The 20,275-nt window shown below is 44.6% G+C and carries 21 protein-coding genes; all 21 read left to right on the top strand.

The window, feature by feature from the left end:
• Nucleotides 1-7: 7 nt before the first annotated feature.
• Nucleotides 8-343, top strand: a complete 336-nt coding sequence (fliE, locus tag VIM91_RS09180) for a flagellar hook-basal body complex protein FliE (protein ID WP_331864523.1) — start codon at nucleotides 8-10, stop codon at nucleotides 341-343.
• A gap of 54 nt (nucleotides 344-397) precedes the next feature.
• A complete protein-coding gene (fliF, locus tag VIM91_RS09175) occupies nucleotides 398-2,089 on the top strand; it encodes a flagellar basal-body MS-ring/collar protein FliF (RefSeq protein ID WP_331864522.1) in 1,692 nt (563 codons plus the stop codon).
• Nucleotides 2,089-3,108, top strand: a complete 1,020-nt coding sequence (gene fliG / locus VIM91_RS09170) for a flagellar motor switch protein FliG (protein WP_331864521.1) — start codon at nucleotides 2,089-2,091, stop codon at nucleotides 3,106-3,108. The genes fliF and fliG overlap by 1 nt, the downstream gene beginning before the upstream one ends.
• A 3-nt stretch (nucleotides 3,109-3,111) precedes the next feature.
• Nucleotides 3,112-3,951, top strand: coding sequence for a FliH/SctL family protein (locus VIM91_RS09165; RefSeq protein WP_331864520.1), 840 nt, complete (start codon nucleotides 3,112-3,114; stop codon nucleotides 3,949-3,951).
• Entirely contained in the window at nucleotides 3,948-5,291 is a 1,344-nt protein-coding gene (gene fliI, locus VIM91_RS09160; protein ID WP_331864519.1) for a flagellar protein export ATPase FliI, read from the top strand. The genes VIM91_RS09165 and fliI overlap by 4 nt, the downstream gene beginning before the upstream one ends.
• 16 nt (nucleotides 5,292-5,307) lie before the next feature.
• A complete protein-coding gene (fliJ, locus tag VIM91_RS09155; protein WP_331864518.1) occupies nucleotides 5,308-5,739 on the top strand; it encodes a flagellar export protein FliJ in 432 nt (143 codons plus the stop codon).
• Between the two features lie 119 nt (nucleotides 5,740-5,858).
• The gene (locus VIM91_RS09150; RefSeq protein ID WP_331864517.1) at nucleotides 5,859-7,784 is read left to right on the top strand and encodes a flagellar hook-length control protein FliK; all 1,926 of its coding nucleotides are present in this window, start codon (nucleotides 5,859-5,861) and stop codon (nucleotides 7,782-7,784) included.
• Nucleotides 7,785-7,794: 10 nt separating this feature from the next.
• On the top strand, nucleotides 7,795-8,790 hold the full coding sequence (locus VIM91_RS09145; RefSeq protein ID WP_331864516.1) for a methyl-accepting chemotaxis protein: 996 nt from the start codon (nucleotides 7,795-7,797) through the stop codon (nucleotides 8,788-8,790).
• Nucleotides 8,791-8,877: 87 nt separating this feature from the next.
• Nucleotides 8,878-9,729: a flagellar motor stator protein MotA gene (gene motA, locus VIM91_RS09140; protein ID WP_331864515.1), complete on the top strand. Its 852-nt coding sequence runs from the start codon at nucleotides 8,878-8,880 to the stop codon at nucleotides 9,727-9,729.
• Between the two features lie 12 nt (nucleotides 9,730-9,741).
• On the top strand, nucleotides 9,742-10,623 hold the full coding sequence (motB, locus tag VIM91_RS09135; protein ID WP_331864514.1) for a flagellar motor protein MotB: 882 nt from the start codon (nucleotides 9,742-9,744) through the stop codon (nucleotides 10,621-10,623).
• 46 nt (nucleotides 10,624-10,669) lie between these two features.
• Complete coding sequence (locus VIM91_RS09130) at nucleotides 10,670-11,188, top strand: flagellar basal body-associated FliL family protein (RefSeq protein WP_331864513.1); 519 nt, start codon at nucleotides 10,670-10,672, stop codon at nucleotides 11,186-11,188.
• An 11-nt stretch (nucleotides 11,189-11,199) separates the two neighbouring features.
• Nucleotides 11,200-12,216, top strand: coding sequence for a flagellar motor switch protein FliM (gene fliM / locus VIM91_RS09125; protein ID WP_331864512.1), 1,017 nt, complete (start codon nucleotides 11,200-11,202; stop codon nucleotides 12,214-12,216).
• Nucleotides 12,209-12,694: a flagellar motor switch protein FliN gene (gene fliN, locus VIM91_RS09120; RefSeq protein WP_331864511.1), complete on the top strand. Its 486-nt coding sequence runs from the start codon at nucleotides 12,209-12,211 to the stop codon at nucleotides 12,692-12,694. The genes fliM and fliN overlap by 8 nt, the downstream gene beginning before the upstream one ends.
• On the top strand, nucleotides 12,691-13,155 hold the full coding sequence (gene fliO / locus VIM91_RS09115; RefSeq protein WP_331864510.1) for a flagellar biosynthetic protein FliO: 465 nt from the start codon (nucleotides 12,691-12,693) through the stop codon (nucleotides 13,153-13,155). The genes fliN and fliO overlap by 4 nt, the downstream gene beginning before the upstream one ends.
• 49 nt (nucleotides 13,156-13,204) lie before the next feature.
• Nucleotides 13,205-13,894 (top strand): flagellar type III secretion system pore protein FliP, encoded by a 690-nt coding sequence (gene fliP, locus VIM91_RS09110; protein ID WP_331864509.1) that lies wholly within the window; start codon nucleotides 13,205-13,207, stop codon nucleotides 13,892-13,894.
• A complete protein-coding gene (gene fliQ, locus VIM91_RS09105) occupies nucleotides 13,895-14,164 on the top strand; it encodes a flagellar biosynthesis protein FliQ (RefSeq protein WP_331864508.1) in 270 nt (89 codons plus the stop codon).
• A 2-nt stretch (nucleotides 14,165-14,166) separates the two neighbouring features.
• Entirely contained in the window at nucleotides 14,167-14,946 is a 780-nt protein-coding gene (gene fliR / locus VIM91_RS09100) for a flagellar biosynthetic protein FliR (protein WP_331864507.1), read from the top strand.
• Between the two features lie 8 nt (nucleotides 14,947-14,954).
• Entirely contained in the window at nucleotides 14,955-16,082 is a 1,128-nt protein-coding gene (gene flhB, locus VIM91_RS09095) for a flagellar biosynthesis protein FlhB (protein ID WP_331864506.1), read from the top strand.
• A gap of 13 nt (nucleotides 16,083-16,095) precedes the next feature.
• Nucleotides 16,096-18,186 (top strand): flagellar biosynthesis protein FlhA, encoded by a 2,091-nt coding sequence (flhA, locus tag VIM91_RS09090; protein WP_331864505.1) that lies wholly within the window; start codon nucleotides 16,096-16,098, stop codon nucleotides 18,184-18,186.
• A gap of 20 nt (nucleotides 18,187-18,206) precedes the next feature.
• Entirely contained in the window at nucleotides 18,207-19,382 is a 1,176-nt protein-coding gene (gene flhF, locus VIM91_RS09085; RefSeq protein WP_331864504.1) for a flagellar biosynthesis protein FlhF, read from the top strand.
• On the top strand, nucleotides 19,372-20,271 hold the full coding sequence (locus VIM91_RS09080) for a MinD/ParA family protein (RefSeq protein ID WP_331864503.1): 900 nt from the start codon (nucleotides 19,372-19,374) through the stop codon (nucleotides 20,269-20,271). The genes flhF and VIM91_RS09080 overlap by 11 nt, the downstream gene beginning before the upstream one ends.
• The last annotated feature ends 4 nt before the right edge of the window (nucleotides 20,272-20,275 follow it).

The following is a 20,275-nucleotide window of genomic DNA, read 5'->3' as shown; positions in this document are numbered from 1 at the left end:
AAATTCAATGGACAAAGTCGATACTCAAAGTTTAATGTTACAGATGCGCGCTTTAAGTGCGCAGGCTCAGAATCGTCCAGACGATAATTCACTTGTTGAGCAGACAGGTGAGTCTAAGGCGCAAGGATTTTCGGATCTACTAAAACAGTCGATTGAGTCTGTAAACAAAGAGCAAGGCAAGTCCAAAGAACTTAAAGAAGCTTTTGAGAGCGGCGATGAAGGTGCTGACTTAACCGAAGTCATGTTGCAGGCTCAAAAAGCGAGCCTTTCATTCCAAGCAATGACTCAAGTCCGAAATAAGTTAGTAGAGGCTTATAAGGACGTCATGAATATGCCGATCTAATTCATTATGCAACCGGTTTGTCCTTGTCTTTTTTTAACCTAAATAGAGTGTGGTATGGCTGAATCAGCATCATTAGATAACAAATTGAATGCGCAGCCTTCGGCTATGAGTATGTCCACTCTAATTAATAACCTGACATCCCTTCCTGTTGCGCGCCAAGTCGGTATTATTATCGGCTTATCCGCCTCGATTGCCTTGGCGATCGGAATTCTCATGTGGTCGCAAACCACCAGTTACACCTTGTTATTTGGCAATATGGAACCTGTTGAGCTGAATGAAGTCGTTCAACTGCTAGATGCTCAAAATGTTCAATACGAATTAGATTCTAATACCGGTTCTATTATGGTGCCAACCGATCAGGTTCACCCACTTAGACTCCAATTAGCCTCAGAAGGCTATCCAAAACAAGCTGAAACCGGCTATCAACTTCTAGATCGCGAACAAGGTTTTGGTATTTCACAATTCCGTGAAACTACTCAGTATCATCGTGCGCTTGAAGGCGAGTTAGCTAAATCTGTTGCCTCAATTAATTCGGTTGAGTCCGCTCGAGTGATGTTAGGCATGCCGAAGCGCTCGGTATTTGTCCGAAAGCAGGAGGAATCCACGGCTTCAGTTGTTATTAAATTACGCTCTGGCCGAACCTTAGATGAGCCAGCGGTTTCCGCCATCGTGCATTTAGTTGCCGCAAGTGTCCCTAATCTAAACCCCAAGAATGTGACTGTTGTTGACCAACTGGGTAATTTACTATCAGACAATAATAATCCAACTAATATGCAAATGAGCATGAAGCAGTTGGACTATACGCGTTCGGTTGAGGAAACCTTGTCAAAACGTGTAGTGAATTTAATTGCGCCGATTGTCGGTGGTGCTAATAAGGTTAGAGCTCAAGTGACGGCCGAACTCGACTTTACTCAGCAAGAGCAAACCCGAGAAAATTATGATCCAGATCCGGCTGCGATTCGATCTGAACAAGAAATACGTGAAATCAATCGTAATGAGGGCCCAACCGGCATACCGGGTGCGTTAACCAATCAGCCACCTCGAGCTGGTATTGCACCAGAAGAAGGTTATACAGGGGCGCAGGATGATCCAAATTTAAAGAATTTATCAGAGCGTAGTACTCGAAACTACGAAATTGACCGCACGATTAGCCATATCAAAAATTCAGTCGGCAATATTCGCCGTTTATCGGTGGCTGTGGTGTTGGATGATAAGTGGGTGGTGACAGAAGAAGGCGGCATGGAACGTCAGCCCTTAACTGAAGCGGAGCTACAGAGCTATCGTCGCTTAATTACCGATACGGTCGGTTTGGATGAAACGCGAGGCGATACTTTAAGCCTAGTCAACGCTTCATTTGTTGAGCCGGAAGATGACTTTTTTGAAGCGACGCCGATTTGGCAGGAGGCCTGGTTCTGGGACATCATGAAGCAGGTACTGGCGGCTCTGGCTTTATTTGTTATTGTGTTTGGCGTGATCCGTCCGATGTTGCGAGATCTATCGCGCAAAGAAGAAACTTACTTGGATTATCCGGATGAGGTACCTGAAGAAGACTTTGAAGAAATTCGTGATGCCGATGAAATCGCGAATGCACTTGATAAGATGAACAAAGAGTTGGAAGAGAAGGTGGCGCAAGACAATGAAGCCAACTCAGACGAAGCGGATATGTTTGAGCGGGTTAAAACAATGGCAATCAATGATCCTAAGTTAGCCTCAATGATCATTAAACAATGGATGCAGGGGAACTAATGGCAGAAGCGATTGAAGAAATCAACGGTTCCGATGACCTTAAAGGAATGGATAAAGCCGCAATTTTGTTGTTAGCTTTGGGTAAAGAGACGGCGGCGTCTGTCTTGAAGCATCTTAATCCCAGAGAGGTTCAGCAGCTGGGCACGGCTATGACCAGTGTTGAAAATGTGACGCATCAACATGTTCATCAAGTGATGAAGTCTTTCTTAGATTTGGTGGGCGATGACGCTCTAGGCGTGGATCCAAATGAATACGCACAAAGCTTGATGACCGATGCGCTAGGAGATGGCGGCGGCTACTTGATGGATGCCGCTTTGTTTGGTGATCAGGTTAAAGGCCTTGAAGCGCTTAAATGGATGCATCCGACGACCATTGCCAATATGTTGCGTAATGAGCATCCTCAGGTAATTGCAATTGTTTTATCTTATTTTGACTCTGATCAGGCGGCCGAAGTGTTGCGTGGTATTCCGGCTCGTTTCCAAGCAGAGGTCATTTATCGTATTGCGACTTTAACCACCATTCAACCCCGAGCGTTATTTGATTTAAACGATGTGCTTGAATCGGCTTCGCGTGATGGCGAGGGCGGTAAATTGGCCTCTATTGGTGGTGATAAGCGCGCTGCAGAAATTCTAAACTATGTGGGCGGCGGTTTGGATGGCAAGATCTTGGATGAAATTGCGGTTGAACATGAAGATGTTAGTAAAGCTATTCAAGACAAGATGTTTGTATTCGACGATATTATCGGTATCGATGATAGAGGTGTACAGACTATCCTGGCGGATGTAGCTAACGATGTGTTAGTCATCGCCCTCAAAGGCGCTGAAGCGAACTTGAAAGATAAGTTCTTAAATAATATGTCTAAACGTCAAGCTGATATTATGCGTGATGATTTAGAAACTGGCGGCCCCGTTAAGTTAAGTGATGTTGAAGAAGCACAGCGTACGATTATCCAAACGGTTCGCCGTCTATCGGACGAAGGCAAAGTGATGATGCCAGGTGGGACAGAGGAGTTTGTCTAATCCATGGCTAGCGATGATCCGCGTGATCCCAACTCAAGCCAAGAAGAGGCTGAATTGACCCGTCTGGTTAGAGCTGAAGAGGTTAAAAATCCAGAAGTTCATGCTTGGCAGTTTATCAATCTTGAACAAGATGAGAAACAAAAAGAGCAGCAAGTTCGCTCCGAAGTCTATGAACGTATTCAGCGTGAGCTTGAACCCCAAATATCCAAGCAAACCGCGATTCTAAAGCGTGAAGCATTTGAAGAAGCTAAGCAAGCTGGTTTTGAAGAAGGTTATCAGGCGGGATTTGAAACTGGTCAATCACAAGGCCTGGAAAAGGCTGAGCAGTCGGCGAAAGCTGAAATTACCCCGAAAGTTCAACGTTTAGAATCCATCCTCACTGAACTCACACAGCCACAAGAACTCTTAACGGAAAAAATCTTTCAACAGCTGGCTGAGCTTGCCATCAAATTGACGGAACGCTTGGTAGAGGAAACTTTGGATTTAGACAAGCAGCGTATTACCCAGTTTGTTGAGCAAGCGGTCGCCTTAATGCCGGAAGGTGAAGCGCAAATTGAGGTCGATTTGCACCCTGATGACCTCAGTGTCGTGAGTTATTATCAACAACAAACTGAACAAAGCTGGCAGTTAAAACCGAACAAGAATATAAAACCAGGTACCTGTCGAGTTAAAAAGCTAAATTCGGTTGTGAATCATAACTGGCATGTGAGATTGGACACTTTGCTAGCAGATACTCAGCAACTGGTTAAGTCAATGGTTTCGCCATCAAGTGAGGAGCCGACAGATACAATCGATGATATCAAGTCATCTCCTGACAACGACACGTCTTCAGTCAAGTCATGAGTTTCTCTAGTTTTCTAAATCAACAAATCGAATCCCAGTTGGGTTACCTCTCGACCAATTTACCTCAACCACCAGGCCTGGTGGTTGAGGGACGGTTAGTTCGCATGGTGGGCATGACATTGGAGGTAGTAGGAACCTATGCGCCGATTGGTTCACGTTGTTTGATTATGCATGATAATGCCGATCCAGTAACAGCGGAAGTGGTTGGGTTTCATGATGACCGCTTATTTCTGATGCCGGTTGGCGAAACTCATGGCTTAGCGCCAAATGCGCGGGTGATTCCAATAAAAGGCGGCGTCAAAGTCCCGGTTGGGTTGGGCATGTTAGGTCGTGTGATCGACGGTCGCGGTCAGCCTTTAGATGGCAAGGGTGCGTTAGTCACAGATAGTTATGCCGACTTAGCGGGTCAGCGGATTAATCCATTGCATCGACATCCCATTGAACGGCCGCTTGATGTCGGTGTTAAAGCGATTAATGCACTTTTAACCCTGGGTATGGGGCAACGTATTGGTTTAATGGCGGGCACGGGTGTGGGTAAAAGTGTTTTACTTGGCATGATGACTAAGTTTACCAATGCCGATGTGGTCGTGGTCGGGTTAATTGGCGAACGTGGTCGAGAGGTAAATGACTTTGTGCGTCATAACTTAGGTGAAGAAGGTTTAAAGCGTGCGGTTGTCGTTGCCACACCCGCTGATGACCCGCCTTTAATGCGTTTACACGGCGCGATGTTAGCCACCGCCATTGCTGAGCATTTTCGTGATAAGGGTTTGAATGTTTTGTTATTAATGGACTCCTTAACGCGTTTCGCCCAAGCGCAGCGTGAAATCGCACTCGCCATTGGCGAGCCGCCTGCAAGCAAAGGTTATCCGCCTTCGGTGTTTGCTAAGTTACCACAACTGGTTGAACGAGCGGGGAATGGCCGCCGCGAAAGCGGGTCGATTACTGCTATTTATACGGTTTTGGCCGAGGGGGATGATCAATCTGATCCAGTCGTCGATTCGGCGCGTGGTGTATTGGATGGGCATATTGTGTTGTCGCGCTCAATTGCCGATTCAGGGCGTTATCCAGCTATTGATATTGAATCCTCGATCAGTCGTGTCATGATAGAGATTGTATCGAAAGAGCAATATAACCATGCGCAGACGTTTAAAAAGATCTATTCCATTTATCAACAAAACCAAGATTTAATTAGTGTGGGCGCATATCGCAAAGGTTCTAATCCAGAAATTGATCTTGCGATACAAAAACACGGCGCACTAAACAATTTTTTAAGCCAATCGATTGATGAGCGATTTGACTTTGCAAAAAGTTTGCACGCGTTAAGTAAAACCCTTTCTTAAAAATTAAAGGTTGGTTATGTCACGTTCTAAACGAATGCAAGTGATCGCCGATTTGGCCGATGAAGAAATGGCGACAGCTTATGCGACGCTCAAAGAAGTGACCAATCAGCGCGATTATGTTCAAGCACAGATGAACGACCTTAAACAGTATCTAAATGAGTATGTGGTTAACTTAACCACCTCTGGCCAGCAATTTATGCCGATTCAACTCCAAACCACTCAAGCCTTTATTGATAAGTTAAAAACCGCGATTGCGAGTCAGCAAGAACAATTGGATTCGTTAGATGATATTGTGAAAATGGCACACGAGCAATGGACAGAAAAGCGGGTAAGATTCAATGCCTTGCAAAAAGTATGTCAAAAGTTAGAGCGAGATGAAAAAGTGGCGCTGGATCGGGCAGAACAAAAAATGATGGATGATCTCGCAGCACAAAATTTTCTTAAATAATAGCATTTTTAAACGAAGTCTTTGGTTTAGGCATGGTGTTTGCTAATTCTCGGTTAGAAGAATTTAATGAGAGATGAATTATGCTGAACACAGCACCGGACACAAGAGCAACCCCCCCTATGTTTGGGTTTATCAATCGTCCTGAAACCCCATCTTTACTCTTATCGGATGCGGCCCCAGAGGCTCAGAGTGATTTCTCTACCCAGTTGGGTGCACTCATGATGGCGGAGTATCAAAAAGGCAACTTAGACTTAGCGGCCTTGTCAGACCTTAAAAAAGTAGACCCCCAATCTTTGCAAGCTTTTGCTGAGAAGTTGTCTTTTGATGTGGATTTGGAATCCGACGAGAGCATGTTCGAGCAGCTTTCTAGCTGGTTGGCTCAGCAGGGTTTGGCCACCTCTTTTACAGGAGATGTGCCACAAAGTCTTTCGGTATCTGAAGGGGCTGATGCTGAATTGGTTTCGGAGTTGGCTGATTTAGATGCGATGCTAGATACAACGCTAGAACAGCAACCAGGCCTGGTTGCTGTTTCTGAGGCGCTTGAAGATGTGCCTTCAGACGAGTTAACTCCTCAAGTGCTATCTGAATTAAACGAGCGCTTCGATGAACTTAAAGCCTCCATGCAATCGATGCTTGCGGCCTTAAAAGATGCCGAAACGCCTGAGCAGAAACATTTAGCGGTAGCCGAGTTTAATGATTCACTGCAGCAATTCGTGGCTTTTCTCAAACAAGAGAAGCCATCGGTGAAATTTGAGTTGGATATGGCGCAGAGTCAAGGTTTGAAGGCTCAGTTTGAATTAGATCCAGCATCCGATGATTCGCCATTACTGACAGATTTCATTCAAAAACATTTATTGCCACGCGCGCAAAAATTATTGGATAGTGTGTCTGCCGACCAGGCTAATCTTGCCGGTTTAAGGTCAGTTGAAACTGAATTCAGTGATTTGGACGGACTTGAAACCTTGGAGGCTTTGACCGAGCTTTTATCTTCCGATGCTTTGGCTGTTGAGAACCTGAGTGAAGAAGACTTGGCTCGTCTGGAGGAGATTGTCGGTTTTGTGCAAACTTTACAGATCCCTAGTCAGTTGAATGAAGTCATAAACCAGCCTGCCCCAGCAGTTAAGGCCGATGACGGCAAAGAGTTGCTAAATCCTGACTTAGAGATGAATCTTCTGGAAGCTGAAGAAGGCCTTAACTCAGCGCTCAATCAAGCGAGCGCTTTTACTCCTGTGAATTCACAAGCTGCCCAGCAAGCCGCGCCGCAGGGTTTAGCTGGCATGGCGCAAGCGGCGCTAAATCGTCAAGCTCAGCCAGCTAATCCTAACGCGTTAGCTGACAAAGTTCAGCTTAAAGCGGCGACAAATGAGGCAACCTCCAAGCCATTAAACGATATTCAAGCGCCAGTGCAAACGTCTCAACAACAGTTGAACCAGTCTAATTTGCAACAGCAAGCAATGAATTTAAATTTAAAGGATCAGTGGGCGCAGCAACAGCAAGAAGCTTTAAAAGTTTCTGATGTGAAGTATAAAGCCGCCAATGCTGAGGGCGAATTGGAATTACTAGGTGTCGCATCAACCGGAGCGGAACGTAAGTCAAGCGCACCGGCCTTGGCTTCAATAGCATATCCTTTGCGTCACCCTCAGTGGGCTCAGTCAGTGGGTAAGCGTATCGTTTTTATGGCGAACCAGCAGATGCAACAGGCACAAATTAGTCTTAATCCAGAGAAGCTTGGACCGATCCAATTGCGTTTACAGTTAGATCGAGATCAAATGGTGACGGTATCAATGACCGCCCAGCATGGTGCGACACGTGAAGCATTGGAGGCGGCTATCCCACGATTAAAAGAAATGCTAGAAGAAGCAGGTATCAGTTTTGATGAGGTTAAGGTAGAGGATGAGGATGCTTTTGAACAATCCAACCAAGATCAAACAGCAGAATCAGCAAAAACCAATGCAGCCAGCGTTTCAAATACTGCAAGTGAAGGGGAGGTTGAGTCACCTTCAGTCAAAAAACAAACAGATAATATGATCGATTTTTATGCTTAGGAGTAGACAAATGAAAGCCGTTAGCACAGGACTGTTTATAGGTGGGCTAGGTTTGCCCGCAATCAGTATAGCGAGCACTGATATTACAACCGGCTCGATGATTGGGTTTGTTGCGGTTGCCGTCGGGGTGACAGCTGTAATCGTTAGTGCATTAGTCTACTTATTATGGTGTAATAAGGCGGGTGTTTGTGAGCAGTCTGAGTTGGTTGATGAACTAAACCAAGTAGGCAGTGATGATCGCTTTGATCAGGTTTTGAAAGCACCAAATACGAACCCAAAATTATTAAAAGCACTTAATCAGCTGCTTGAGCAGGCGCAAGTAAAGTTAGACCAACGTTCAAAAGAGGTGTCTAACTATCAAGCTGAAATTGAAGGTTTGCAACAACAAGTAAACAATTTGAATGCCGCCTTAAGCAGTGCGCAGGAAGAAACAGAAGAAGTACGTGCGGCTGCTGAAAATGGCCTGGATATGAGTGAGCTTTTTGAATTGTCTGAGCAAGTTGAACAGGCGGTTGAACGTATGAGCCACGGCTCAGCGGCGGGTATGTCTTCGGCTGAAAACGTAATAACCGAAGTGAGTGGCTTAACTGAAGAAGTAACGCGTGCAACCGAGGTGATTAAACAGCTCGAATCCGATAGTAGCAATATCGGCACAGTTTTGGTGTTAATTCGGGACATTGCTGAACAGACAAACTTACTAGCACTTAACGCTGCGATTGAAGCCGCACGTGCGGGTGAGCATGGCCGGGGGTTTGCGGTCGTTGCGGATGAGGTTAGAATATTGGCTGGTAAAACTCAGCAGGCGACAACCGAAATTCAAACGATTATTGAAGAGTTACAGAAGCGTGCCCGAAACGCTGTTCAGGTCATGGAACATGGTCAAGAGCGTGTAGAGAATACGCAAACTCAAGCCGGCAAGGTCAGTGATTTCTTGCATGATATTGCAACCAGTTTAAATCAGTTAAAATCTGCTCAAGACGCATTAACCAATGTTATTAAACACTAAATAGCATCTAGGCATCGGTACCAGGCCTGGTTGTTATATAAGATAAGCGTCTGAGCCTTATCGTTTTATAGAAAGGGTAAATATACAGTGAAGGCGATTGTCGGAACCTTAATAGTGATGGGGTGCTTTCTAGGTGGCTATGTCCCCCATGGAAGTTTAAGCATACTTTTCCAACCGTTAGAAATGTTAATCATTTTTGGTTGCGCGATAGGTGCTTACATTATTGGCAATCCGGGGTGGATTATCAAAGGTGGTTTTGCTGGGGCTTTAGCTTTGGCAAAACCTTCGAGCTTTAATAAACAGCTTTATATGGACTTGTTAGGTTTAATGTTCCGTATTTTCAACAAGGCGCGTCGTGAAGGTTTAATGGCGATTGAAGCGGATGTTGAAGAGCCGCATGCCAGCGAGATTTTTAATGCTTACCCTAAAATTGTAAAAGATCATCATGTGGTCGATTTTATCTGTGATTATCTGCGCTTAATGATTAGTGGTGCCAGTAACCCCTACCAACTAGAAGACTTAATGATTCTAGAGTTGGACGTGCATCATCATGAAGCTATGGCCCCTTCGGAAGCGGTAGCAAAAGTGGCGGAAGCTTTGCCTGGTTTTGGTATCGTTGCCGCTGTGTTGGGGATTATTGTTACCATGAGTTATTTGGATGCGGGTCCAATGGAAATTGCGCATCATATGTCGGTCGCTCTGGTCGGGACCTTTTTGGGTATTTTGGCGGCTTATGGCTTTGTCGGCCCGATTGCTTCTGATATGGGAAATCGTGCTCATGAATCGAGTGCTTTTTTTACCACCATCAAAACTTGCTTAATGGCAAACTTAAACGGTTATGCGCCCCAAATTGCAATAGAATTTGGACGTAAGTCGATCCCTGGTAAATTACGTCCAACTTTTAATGAAGTGGATGAGTACTTACAAACTCAAAAATAATGACAAATCAGCATGAGTGATGAACAGTCCATAATTATCAAACGAGTTAATAAGTGCCCCCATGTTCGCCATGGCGGTGCTTGGAAGGTTGCGTTTGCGGATTTTATGACCGCTGCAATGGCCTTTTTTTTGATGTTGTGGATTTTGGGTGGGACCAGTGATTCAGAGCTTAAGTCTATGGCGGAGTATTTTCGAGACCCTACCGTGATAGAGGCGTCACCTGAAATATTAATTCAATCTGAGCGTGCTGGCCAGGCTACCGATTCTGTGATTGACATGGGTGGGCATACGGATGCCCCTCGTGGTGATAAGAGTGATGAGATTAACGAAGAAACGCGTCAGCAAGAGCGAGAAGAAATGCAGCAGCTTAAACAAGAGCTGGAGCAGCGTATCGAAGCCTCACCGGTGTTGCAGGAGTTTAAGGAACAGCTAAAGCTTGATATCACACCAAACGGTTTACAGGTTCAAGTATTGGATGATCGCCGACGTCCGATGTTTGATGCCGGCGTGGATGCACCTAGAGCTTATGCTCAAACGATTATTAGAGAATTAGGTATGGTTTTGGGTAAAAGCGCTAGCAAGATCAGTGTGGCGGGTCATACCGACTCATCAAGCTATGGTGCTAATGCTGAATATACAAACTGGGAGTTGTCAGCGGACCGCGCGAATGCCGCACGTCGCCTCATTTTGCAGGGGGGGGTTGATACTGACAGAATTGTTCAAGTAGTCGGTCTTTCTGATACTGTGCCATTCGATAAAGAAAACCCGTATAATCCGCGTAATCGTCGGATCAGTATTGTCGTACTTAATCAAGATGCCATTGCACGCATTCGCTCACTTAGCGATGCACCCGTGGTGGATTCGACAGGCAGTCAATTACAAAACACCCCATGATTTTGGTGTTACAATTTTCAATTAAATAATAATTAGGAATACAAGCATGGCGGAAGAAGTCCAACCTCAAAATAAAAGTGGTAAGGGATTAATCATTGCATTAAGTGTCGTGGTTTTGTTATTAGCTATAGGTATGGCTGTGATGGCGATGATGCTTATGGGGTCAGGTAGTAATGGTTCTTCAGCTGAGCAAGCGGTTGCAGAATCCACTTCACCTTATAAAGAATACCCTGCGCCACCCGCCGGAACCCCACCAACTTATTTTGAAATGAAGTTTGTTGTGAATTTCAAAGGTGAAGGTCGTGCGCGTTTTTTAGCGGTTGATCTGAAGTTTATGTCACGTCATCCTGAATTAATCGAAGATATGGAACACATACGCCCGATTCTGCAGAATGATCTACAAATGTTGTTACGTCAGCAAACTTACACCGAGTTGAGCCAAGATAACGGACAGGAGCTGCTGCGTCAGCGAATTCTGGAAATTGGTCGTGCAGCGGCTGAAAGTAATGGTCTAAACCCTGAATATGTGCAAAACGTGTTCTTAACTCGTTTTGTCATGCAGTAGAGAATGTGTAGATGGATGATATCCTAAGTCAAGATGAGGTTGATGCGCTTCTTCGCGGTATGGGCGAAGGGGATGTTGAGACTGAAAACGATGAGGCGTCAGATGGTTCGGCTAAAGTCTATGACTTTACCAACCAAGAACGTATTATTCGTGGGCGTTTGCCAGCACTGGATATTATTAACGAGCGTTTCGCTAGAGGGTTCCAGCGTCATTTTAATGAAATGATTCTGGCAAGCGTTGAAGTGACGGCTGGCGAAGTTAAAATCATCAAAATGATTGATTACCTACGTAATCTGTTTGTTCCAACCAGTTTAAATATATATCGTATTAATCCGCTAAATGGCATTTCTTTATTTACCTTAGACTCGAAACTGATTTTTACTGCCGTTGACATCTATTTTGGTGGAACGGGTTTATTACCTTTTAAGATAGAAGGGCGTGAATATACACCGGTAGAAATGAGTATGATCCGTAGCATCTTGGACATTTCTACTGAAAACATGCGAAAAGCATGGGCACCGGTAATGGATGTCGAAATTGAATATATGCATTCCGAGATGAACCCTAAATTTGCTGGGATTGTTGATGCGACCGATATGATTGTGGTGAGCCCAATTAATGTGCGTTTTGAAGGCGTGGAAGGACGGGTTGATATTGTCATGCCTTATGCGATGTTGGAGCCGGTTCGCGATAAGCTCGAAGAGGGCATGCAGAACCTACAAGGTGAATCCGATAACCGCTGGTCAAAAACGCTAAGAGAAGAGTCGAAAAATATCGAAGTAACGATTACAGCTGCGCTGGCTGAAGTTGCAATGGATATGAATGACATTTTAAAAATGGAAACGGGTGATATTATCCCGATTGAAATGCCAAAATCTGTGACACTTCGAGCCGAAGGCATTGCATTAGCCAGAGGTAAAGTTGGCATTAGCAATGATAAAAAATCCATAAAAATTGAAGAAGTTTTGCATCATCCTGCTTATCATGAGCGAATGATCGATAACGTGAAGGACTGGTACAATGAGTGATCAAGATGAATTAGATGCGTGGGGCGATGCCTTAAATGAACAGGCCGAATCGGAAGCTGATACGGATGATGTAGGTGCAGATGATGATCCTTGGGGCAGTGCGCTCAGTGAACAATCAAAAGCCGAAGCGGCTGAAGGCGCAAAAGCAACGAAAGCCGGTGCAATGGATGCGGCTGCCTTTGAAGCTTTAAGCGCGGACCGCGGAGATTCAAAAAACAAAGTTGACCTGGATGTCGTACTCGATATTCCTGTCACTTTGCAGCTTGAAATTGGTCGCGCCAAAGTATCGATCCGAAATCTCTTGTCTTATACGCAAGGCTCAGTGGTAGAGATGGATAGATTGGCAGGGGAGCCGCTCGATTTATTGGTAAATGGCACCTTAATTGCCCATGGTGAAGTCGTGGTGGTAAATGATAAGTTTGGGGTTCGTTTAACGGATGTTATTAGCCCGCAAGAACGGATTAAAAAACTTAAATGATACGCCTTAAGTGCTTGCTGTCAGTATTAATAGTTGGTTTGATGATGTTAGCCGGCACGGCTATGGCATCCGAATCAGCAACCAATAACAGCGAAATCGGTGGATCTTTAATCAGGCCTGGTGACTACTTAGGCCAGATTATGATTTCATTACTTCTGGTGTTGGCTATTATTTTTATAGGTGCTTGGCTGGTGAAACGATATGGGCGTTTTTCCGCGGTGGCTGATGGCCAACTTCGTGTTTTAGGCATGCTTTCAGTCGGACAAAAAGAGCGCATCATGCTACTACAGGTGGGCAGCCAACAGTTATTGGTTGGTGTGACACCTAGCCGTATTACAAGGTTACATGAACTAGCCGAGCCCATCGTGATTGAAGAACAGGATCAAACAACTGTAAAACCTTCTTTCTCGCAGCGCCTTCAAGATGCTTTAAAGCAAAGATATACTGGTGAAAATAGTTAAATTCTTCCTCTTTCTTTTATTATCTTGTGCTCCCTTTTTTGCTCATGCAATGCCGGGTATTCCTGCTTTTACGGTGGAAACCGATCCACAGGGGAACCAAGATTACAGCTTAACCATACAGATTTTATTGCTGATGACGGGTTTAACACTGTTGCCAGCGGCATTAATTGCCACCACCTCTTTTTTACGGATTATTATTGTTTTGGCTTTATTGCGACAAGCTTTAGGCACAATGCAAACCCCCTCTGGACAGGTTCTAATTGGATTGGCACTGTTTTTAACCCTGTTTATTATGTCTCCGGTATTGGATCGTATATACAATACGGCTGTCAGTCCTTATCTAGAAGAACAGATGAGTTTTAAAGAAGCGGTCGACTTGGCTGTTGTACCAATGCATCAATTTATGATTGAGCAGACGCGCGAATCAGATCTGGGAATGTTCGCTGAGATGGCGGGTATCACCTTGGTTTCTCCTGAAGAGGTACCACTTAAGGTGTTGGTGCCGGCTTTTATGACCAGTGAGCTTAAAACGGCATTTCAAATCGGGTTTATGATTTTTATTCCATTTTTAATTATTGATTTGGTCATAGCGAGTTTGTTAATGTCAATGGGTATGATGATGTTGTCGCCGATGATTATTTCGTTACCATTTAAGTTGATGTTGTTTGTTTTGATTGATGGTTGGGCATTGGTGGTTGGCACATTGGCGAATAGCTTTGTTGTGGCGGGGGGAACTTAAATGCAACCAGAAGTCGTGTTAACACTTGGACAAAAAATGTTAGAAGTGGTCGTGCTATTGTCGGCCCCCCTTTTGATTCCGGCTTTGTTGGTCGGGTTGTTGATTGGTATGTTTCAGGCCGCCACTCAGATTAACGAAATGACATTAAGCTTTATTCCAAAACTTGCTATTATTGTGGTAGCTCTGATGATTGCAGGGCCATGGATGTTAACCACCATGATTTCCTACACAACTGAGCTCTATATGAACATCCCTGCATTGATTGGTTAATCATGTCTTTTACCTATCAAGAACTTCTTCAATTGATAGGCTTGTACTTCTGGCCGTTTGTGCGGATTGGCGCGATGTTGTCAATTATTCCTTTATTTGGCATGCGCTCAGTTCCGGTTCGCTCGCGTCTGATTCTGACGGTATTGATTACTATTGCCGTTGCCCCTATGTTGGCCTTGCCTCCGCCGGTTGATCCGTTCACTTGGCTGGGGTTAATGTATATCATGCAGCAAATACTAATCGGTTTAGCGATGGGCATCATTTTTCTGGTGGTTTTCCAAGCATTTGTGATGGCTGGGCATATGATTGCCATGGGGATGGGTTTGGCCTTTGCCTCAATGGTTGACCCTGCAAGTGGGGTTCAAGCGCCAGTGGTATCACAGTATTTTACCATTATCGTAACCTTGCTCTTTTTAGCCTTAAATGGCCACCTAATGGTGATCTATGCGGTTGTTGATAGTTTTCATTACTTGCCTGTAGGGGCTGAAATGCTCACGACAGAAAGTTTTAAACTGGTGTATGAGTTTGGTAGTTATATGTTTTCGGCAGGGGTTTTAATTGCCTTGCCTGCTATTACAGCCTTGTTGTTAATTAATATATCTTTTGGTGTGATCACACGTGCGGCACCCGCCTTAAACATTTTTGCCGTTGGTTTTCCAATCACCTTATTAGCAGGCCTGGTGATGATGATTTATACCACGCCTATGATCTTGCCCCATTTGCAAGAGTTACTGACCCGCGCCATGGAAACCATTCAACTTTTGCAACTTAATTCAGTCTAGGGTTATAGATGGCAGAGAACGACAGCGGTCAAGAAAAAACCGAAGAACCCTCCGAGAAAAAACTTCGAGAAGCAAGTGAGAAAGGACAAATTGCGCGTTCCAGAGAGCTCACTACATTTTTGATGGTGATCTCAGCGTCGCTATTTTTGTATTTTTTCGGTGCGGGAATGATTCAATCTTTTGAAGTGATCATGGTAAAAGGATTGAGTTTTGATCGTGATCATGCATTTGACCTGACTAAAATGCTCGATTTAATTATCGCCTTGGTGGTCGAGTCAATCATGATGTTGATGCCTTTTTTCATATTAATGCTGATTGTCGCCATTATCGGCTCTTCATTGTTGGGGGGCTTTAATTTTAGTGCGCAAGCCATGTCTCCTAAATTCAGTAAGCTTAGCCCGCTTCAGGGTATTAAACGCATGCTTTCAACTCAGGCCTTAATGGAGTTATTCAAGGCGCTGGCCAAATTTACTTTAGTGTTAGCCGTCGCGGTCTATTTTTTGTGGCATGTGTATGAGGAAGTCATAGGGATTGGCAGTCAAGCCTTGAATGTAGCGTTGGCCCATTCGGCCAAAATTATTATTGAAGCGTTTATTTTTGTTAGTTTAGCCTTGATTGTGGTGGCGATTGTGGATGTCCCTTTTCAGATCTGGCAACACACCACTCAGTTGAAAATGACGCATCAGGAAGTGAAAGAAGAATATAAACAACAAGAAGGGAATCCAGAGGTTAAAGGTCGCATTCGCCAGATTCAGCGAGAAATGTCACAACGACGTATGATGCAGAAGGTACCTGAAGCGGATGTCGTTATCACCAACCCAACCCATTTTTCGGTGGCCTTAAAGTACGAGCAGGATTCCATGCGAGCGCCGGTGGTGCTGGCCGCAGGTGTTGATTTTATGGCCTCGCAAATAAGAACCTTAGCAAAAGAGCATAATATCCCCATTATAGAGGCCCCGCCACTGGCACGAGCTTTGTACTATAATGCTGAGATTGATCAGCCAATACCGGATTCTTTATTTAAAGCTGTCGCCGCCGTGTTGGCATATGTGTTCGGTTTGCGCGATAATAAACGCACAAAACCATTGGATGTCAGTAGCCTTGATATACCCAGCGATCTTAAAACAGAGCCCTAACTAACGGAATCTAATGAATATTCAGCAAATTTTTCAACAAGCTAAAAAATGGCTAAAAAGTGGGCTCGGGGCACCAATATTGATTTTAGCCTTGTTAGGCATGATTACGATTCCGCTTCCTCCACTTTTGTTGGATGTTTTCTTCACCTTTAATATCGTGATTTCTTTAGTTGTTTTGATGGTGACGGTATACGCTAAACGTGTCTTGGATTTTGCCGTCTTTCCGACCGTTATTTTGATTGCGACCTTGTTCCGTTTGTCACTGAATATTGCATCAACTCGCGTTATTTTGCTTGAGGGCCATAACGGGGGCGATGCCGCCGGGAAAGTGATTGAAGCGTTTGGTGAGTTTGTTATTGGTGGCAATTATGCAGTTGGTATTATTATTTTCGCAATTTTGGTGATTATCAATTTTGTGGTAGTGACTAAGGGGGCCGGACGAGTTGCTGAAGTCAGCGCGCGATTCACCTTGGATTCGATGCCAGGTAAGCAAATGGCGATTGATGCTGACTTAAATGCCGGCTTGATTACACAGGAAGAAGCGCAAGAACGGCGTAAAGAAATTACCATGGAAGCCGATTTTTACGGCTCAATGGATGGTGCGAGTAAGTTTGTCCGGGGTGATGCGATTGCGGGCATTATTATTTTGGTCATCAATATTATTGGTGGTTTTGCGATTGGGGTGGGGCAGCATGGTTTGAGTTTTGGTGAGGCGGTTGAAGTTTACACGCTGCTCACTATTGGTGATGGCTTGGTTGCACAAATTCCGGCATTACTTTTATCGACGGCTACTGCGATTATTGTCACCCGAGTATCAGGTGACAAAGAAGACATGGGTGAGCAATTTGAATCGCAAATGTTTTCGAGTCCACAAGCCTTAGCTGTGACGGCTGGAATTGTTGGCGCGATGGGTCTGATCCCGGGTATGCCAAATGTTGCGTTCTTGTCGTTTGCTGTGTTAGCGGGTATCGGCGCTTATTTTATTTACCTGAACCAACAGAAAAAACTGGCGGTACAGAGCAACATTATAGAACCGGATTTCGCTGAGGAATCGAAACCAGCTGAACTGGATTGGGACGACGTTCAAAATGTAGATGTGCTCGGATTAGAAGTCGGCTATCGCTTAATTCCGATGGTGGATCAATCTCAAAATGGTCAGTTGTTAGAACGAATTCGTGGTGTTCGTCGTAAAGTATCTCAAGACTTGGGTTTTTTAGTTTCACCTGTGCATATTCGTGACAATTTGGACTTAAAACCGAACCAGTATAGAATCATGCTAATGGGCGTGCCTTCGGGTGAAGGTGAGGTTATGCCAGATCGTGAAATGGCTATTAACCCTGGTAACGTTTATGGTGAGATAGCCGGAACACCAACTAAAGATCCGACTTTTGGTCTCGAAGCGGTTTGGATTGATCCTGTGGATCGTGATCAAGCGCAAGCGCTGGGTTATACCGTCGTCGATGCCAGTACTGTCGTGGCGACGCATGTAAGTCAGGTTATTCAAGATTATGCTTTTGAGTTGTTAGGTTTTGATGAGACCCAACAATTACTTGATAAATTAAAAGCGACCTCGCCTAAATTGGTGGATGAGTTGATTCCTGACCAGTTATCACTTGCTGTGTTAGTGAAGGTATTACAAAGCTTGTTAGAAGAAAAGATTTCAATTCGTGATATGCGAACAATCGTTGAGGCCATTTCTGAAAAGGTAGGGCAAACGCGAGACCCTTCTCAACTTATTATGCATGTTCGCGCAGCCTTGGGGCGCTCGATTATTCAAGATATTGTGGGCATGAACTCAGAGTTGAAGGTTATTACGCTTGAACCGTCGCTGGAGCAGCTATTGTTGCAGGCCACTCAAGGTGCGCCAGATGGTCAGTTGGCTATTGAACCAGGCCTGGCAGAACGTTTGCATGGAACCTTAAAAGAAGAATCTCAAAAAGTTGAAATGGAAGGTCAGGCTCCCGTTTTATTGGTGGCGCCGCAGATTCGGGCACAATTGGCGCGCTTATTTAAATTCAGTTTGCCGAGTTTGCATATTTTAGCTTACTCGGAAGTGCCAGAAAATCGACAAATTAGTGTGGTAGCAAATGTTGGGAATGGGTGAGATGAATCAGGAGTTTGGTCGTGAAAATTAAGCGTTATGTTGCACCAACAATGCGACAGGCTATGGTCAAGGTTCGTGAGGATCAAGGCCTTGAAGCGGTGATCCTGTCTACCCGAACCTTGTCAGAAGGGGTAGAAGTGGTCGCGGCTATTGACCCAGAAGCGATCGAACACTATCAACAAAGTCAGCGTGAACAAAAACACGCGACTTATAAAGCGCCAATCGACCAACACTTTGCAACCCCACCAAGTATGGCCAGTATGCCCGGATCAGAGCTGGACAGAATGTCGCAAGAGCTTCAAGCGGTGCGTAACCTGTTAGAGCAGCAATTATCTGGATTGGCCTGGGGTCAATCTGAAATTGCTCAACCTAATAAAGTTAGTTTACTAAAACGTCTAATGGGCCTTGGTTTAAGCTGGGAGCTGAGCCAAAGACTGGTTAAAGACGTACAACAGGACGAGGAGCAGGCCTGGTCATTTCTGTTGCAGGATATTGAAAGCTTAATTCCCAAGCATGAACGAGACATTATTGATGGCGGAGGCATTGTTGCTTTAGTTGGGCCGACAGGCGTGGGTAAAACCACAACTATCGCTAAAATAGCCAGTCGTTTCGTTATGCGTTATGGTGCCAATCAACTCGCTTTGATTACAACAGATTGCTACAAAATTGGCGCACAGGAACAGTTGCGCACCTTTGCAGAATTAATTGGTGTTCCAGTATATGTCGCCAATACCCAGGGTGAACTCTATGCACTTTTATCATCATTAAACATGAAGCGTTTGGTTCTGATTGATACAGCAGGTATGAGCCAGCGCGATTTGCAATTATCTCAGCAATTAACATCCGGTCACGCAGGAGCCGGTTCGGTTAGAAATTATTTGGTTTTATCTGCCGCCACTCAATTAAATGTAATGCGAGATATCGTTAATTCCTTTGGTCAAGTTGTATTGAAGGGTTGTATTTTGACTAAGGTTGATGAGGCTTTGCAATTGGGTAATGTGATTAGTGTTTTGATTGAAACCGAGTTACCAATGGCCTATGTCTCGGTTGGTCAGCGTGTACCAGAAGACTTGCAGAAAATGAGTGCCAATGAATTAATTGATCGTGCGATCGTATTGGGCCAGCAAATCAATAATACGAATGACGATTTGTTATACCGAATTGGTATGGGCAAGGAGATGTCAAATGCGCAATGATCAAGCAGCAGGTCTTCGTGCAATGCAGCGCACTCCTCAGACTTCTAGTGTCAGTTTAGGAGGACAAAAAAGCCCACAAAAACCAGTGCGGGTTGTTACCGTTGCCAGCGGCAAAGGCGGGGTAGGAAAAACCAACCTATCGGTTAATTTGGCGATTTCGTTAAGCAAACTAGGCGGTCGAGTCTTGCTAATGGATGCGGATATGAGTTTAGCTAATGTTGATATTATGTTGGGGCTGCAAACCAAATACAACTTGTCACATGTGTTAGACGGTCAAAAAACTTTGCGTGAAGTTATCGTTGAAGGACCGGGCGGGATTAAGATTATCCCAGCAGCTTCGGGCGTAAAACGTATGGCCCAATTAAGCGCTTTAGAGAATGCTGGCATTATTAATGCTTTTGCAGAATTATCTGATGAATTAGATGTGTTGATTGTTGATACCGCCGCTGGTATTGCAGATAGTGTGGTGAGTTATTGCCGAGCGGCTCAAGAGGTGATTGTCGTGGTGTGCGATGAACCTGCTTCGATAACCGATGCTTACGCACTCATAAAAGTGTTAAGTCGAGATTATCAAATTACACGCTTTCGTTTGGTTGCTAATATGAGTCGTTCAGCAGCGCATAGCCAGCGTTTATATGAAAAATTTTCACGGGTATGTGAGCAGTTTTTAAAGGTTCATATTGATTATTTTGGCACGGTACCGTTTGATCAAGCCTTGCGCGATGCTGTTCAAAAGCAAGTGCCGGTCACATTAAATCAACCCATGAGTCCGTCTGCTAAAGCCTTTCGAGACATGGCTAAGAAACTACAGACATGGCCGGTGCCAAGCGACGCAACAGGGTATTTACAATTTTTTGTAGAAAATTTGTTTAAACGGAACAGTCATTGACGGA

The organism is Thiomicrospira sp. (genome assembly GCF_036568485.1).
GTDB lineage: Bacteria > Pseudomonadota > Gammaproteobacteria > Thiomicrospirales > Thiomicrospiraceae > Thiomicrospira.
The sequence above is the reverse complement of the archived record's forward strand: the minus strand, read 5'-3'. Positions and strand labels throughout refer to the sequence as shown.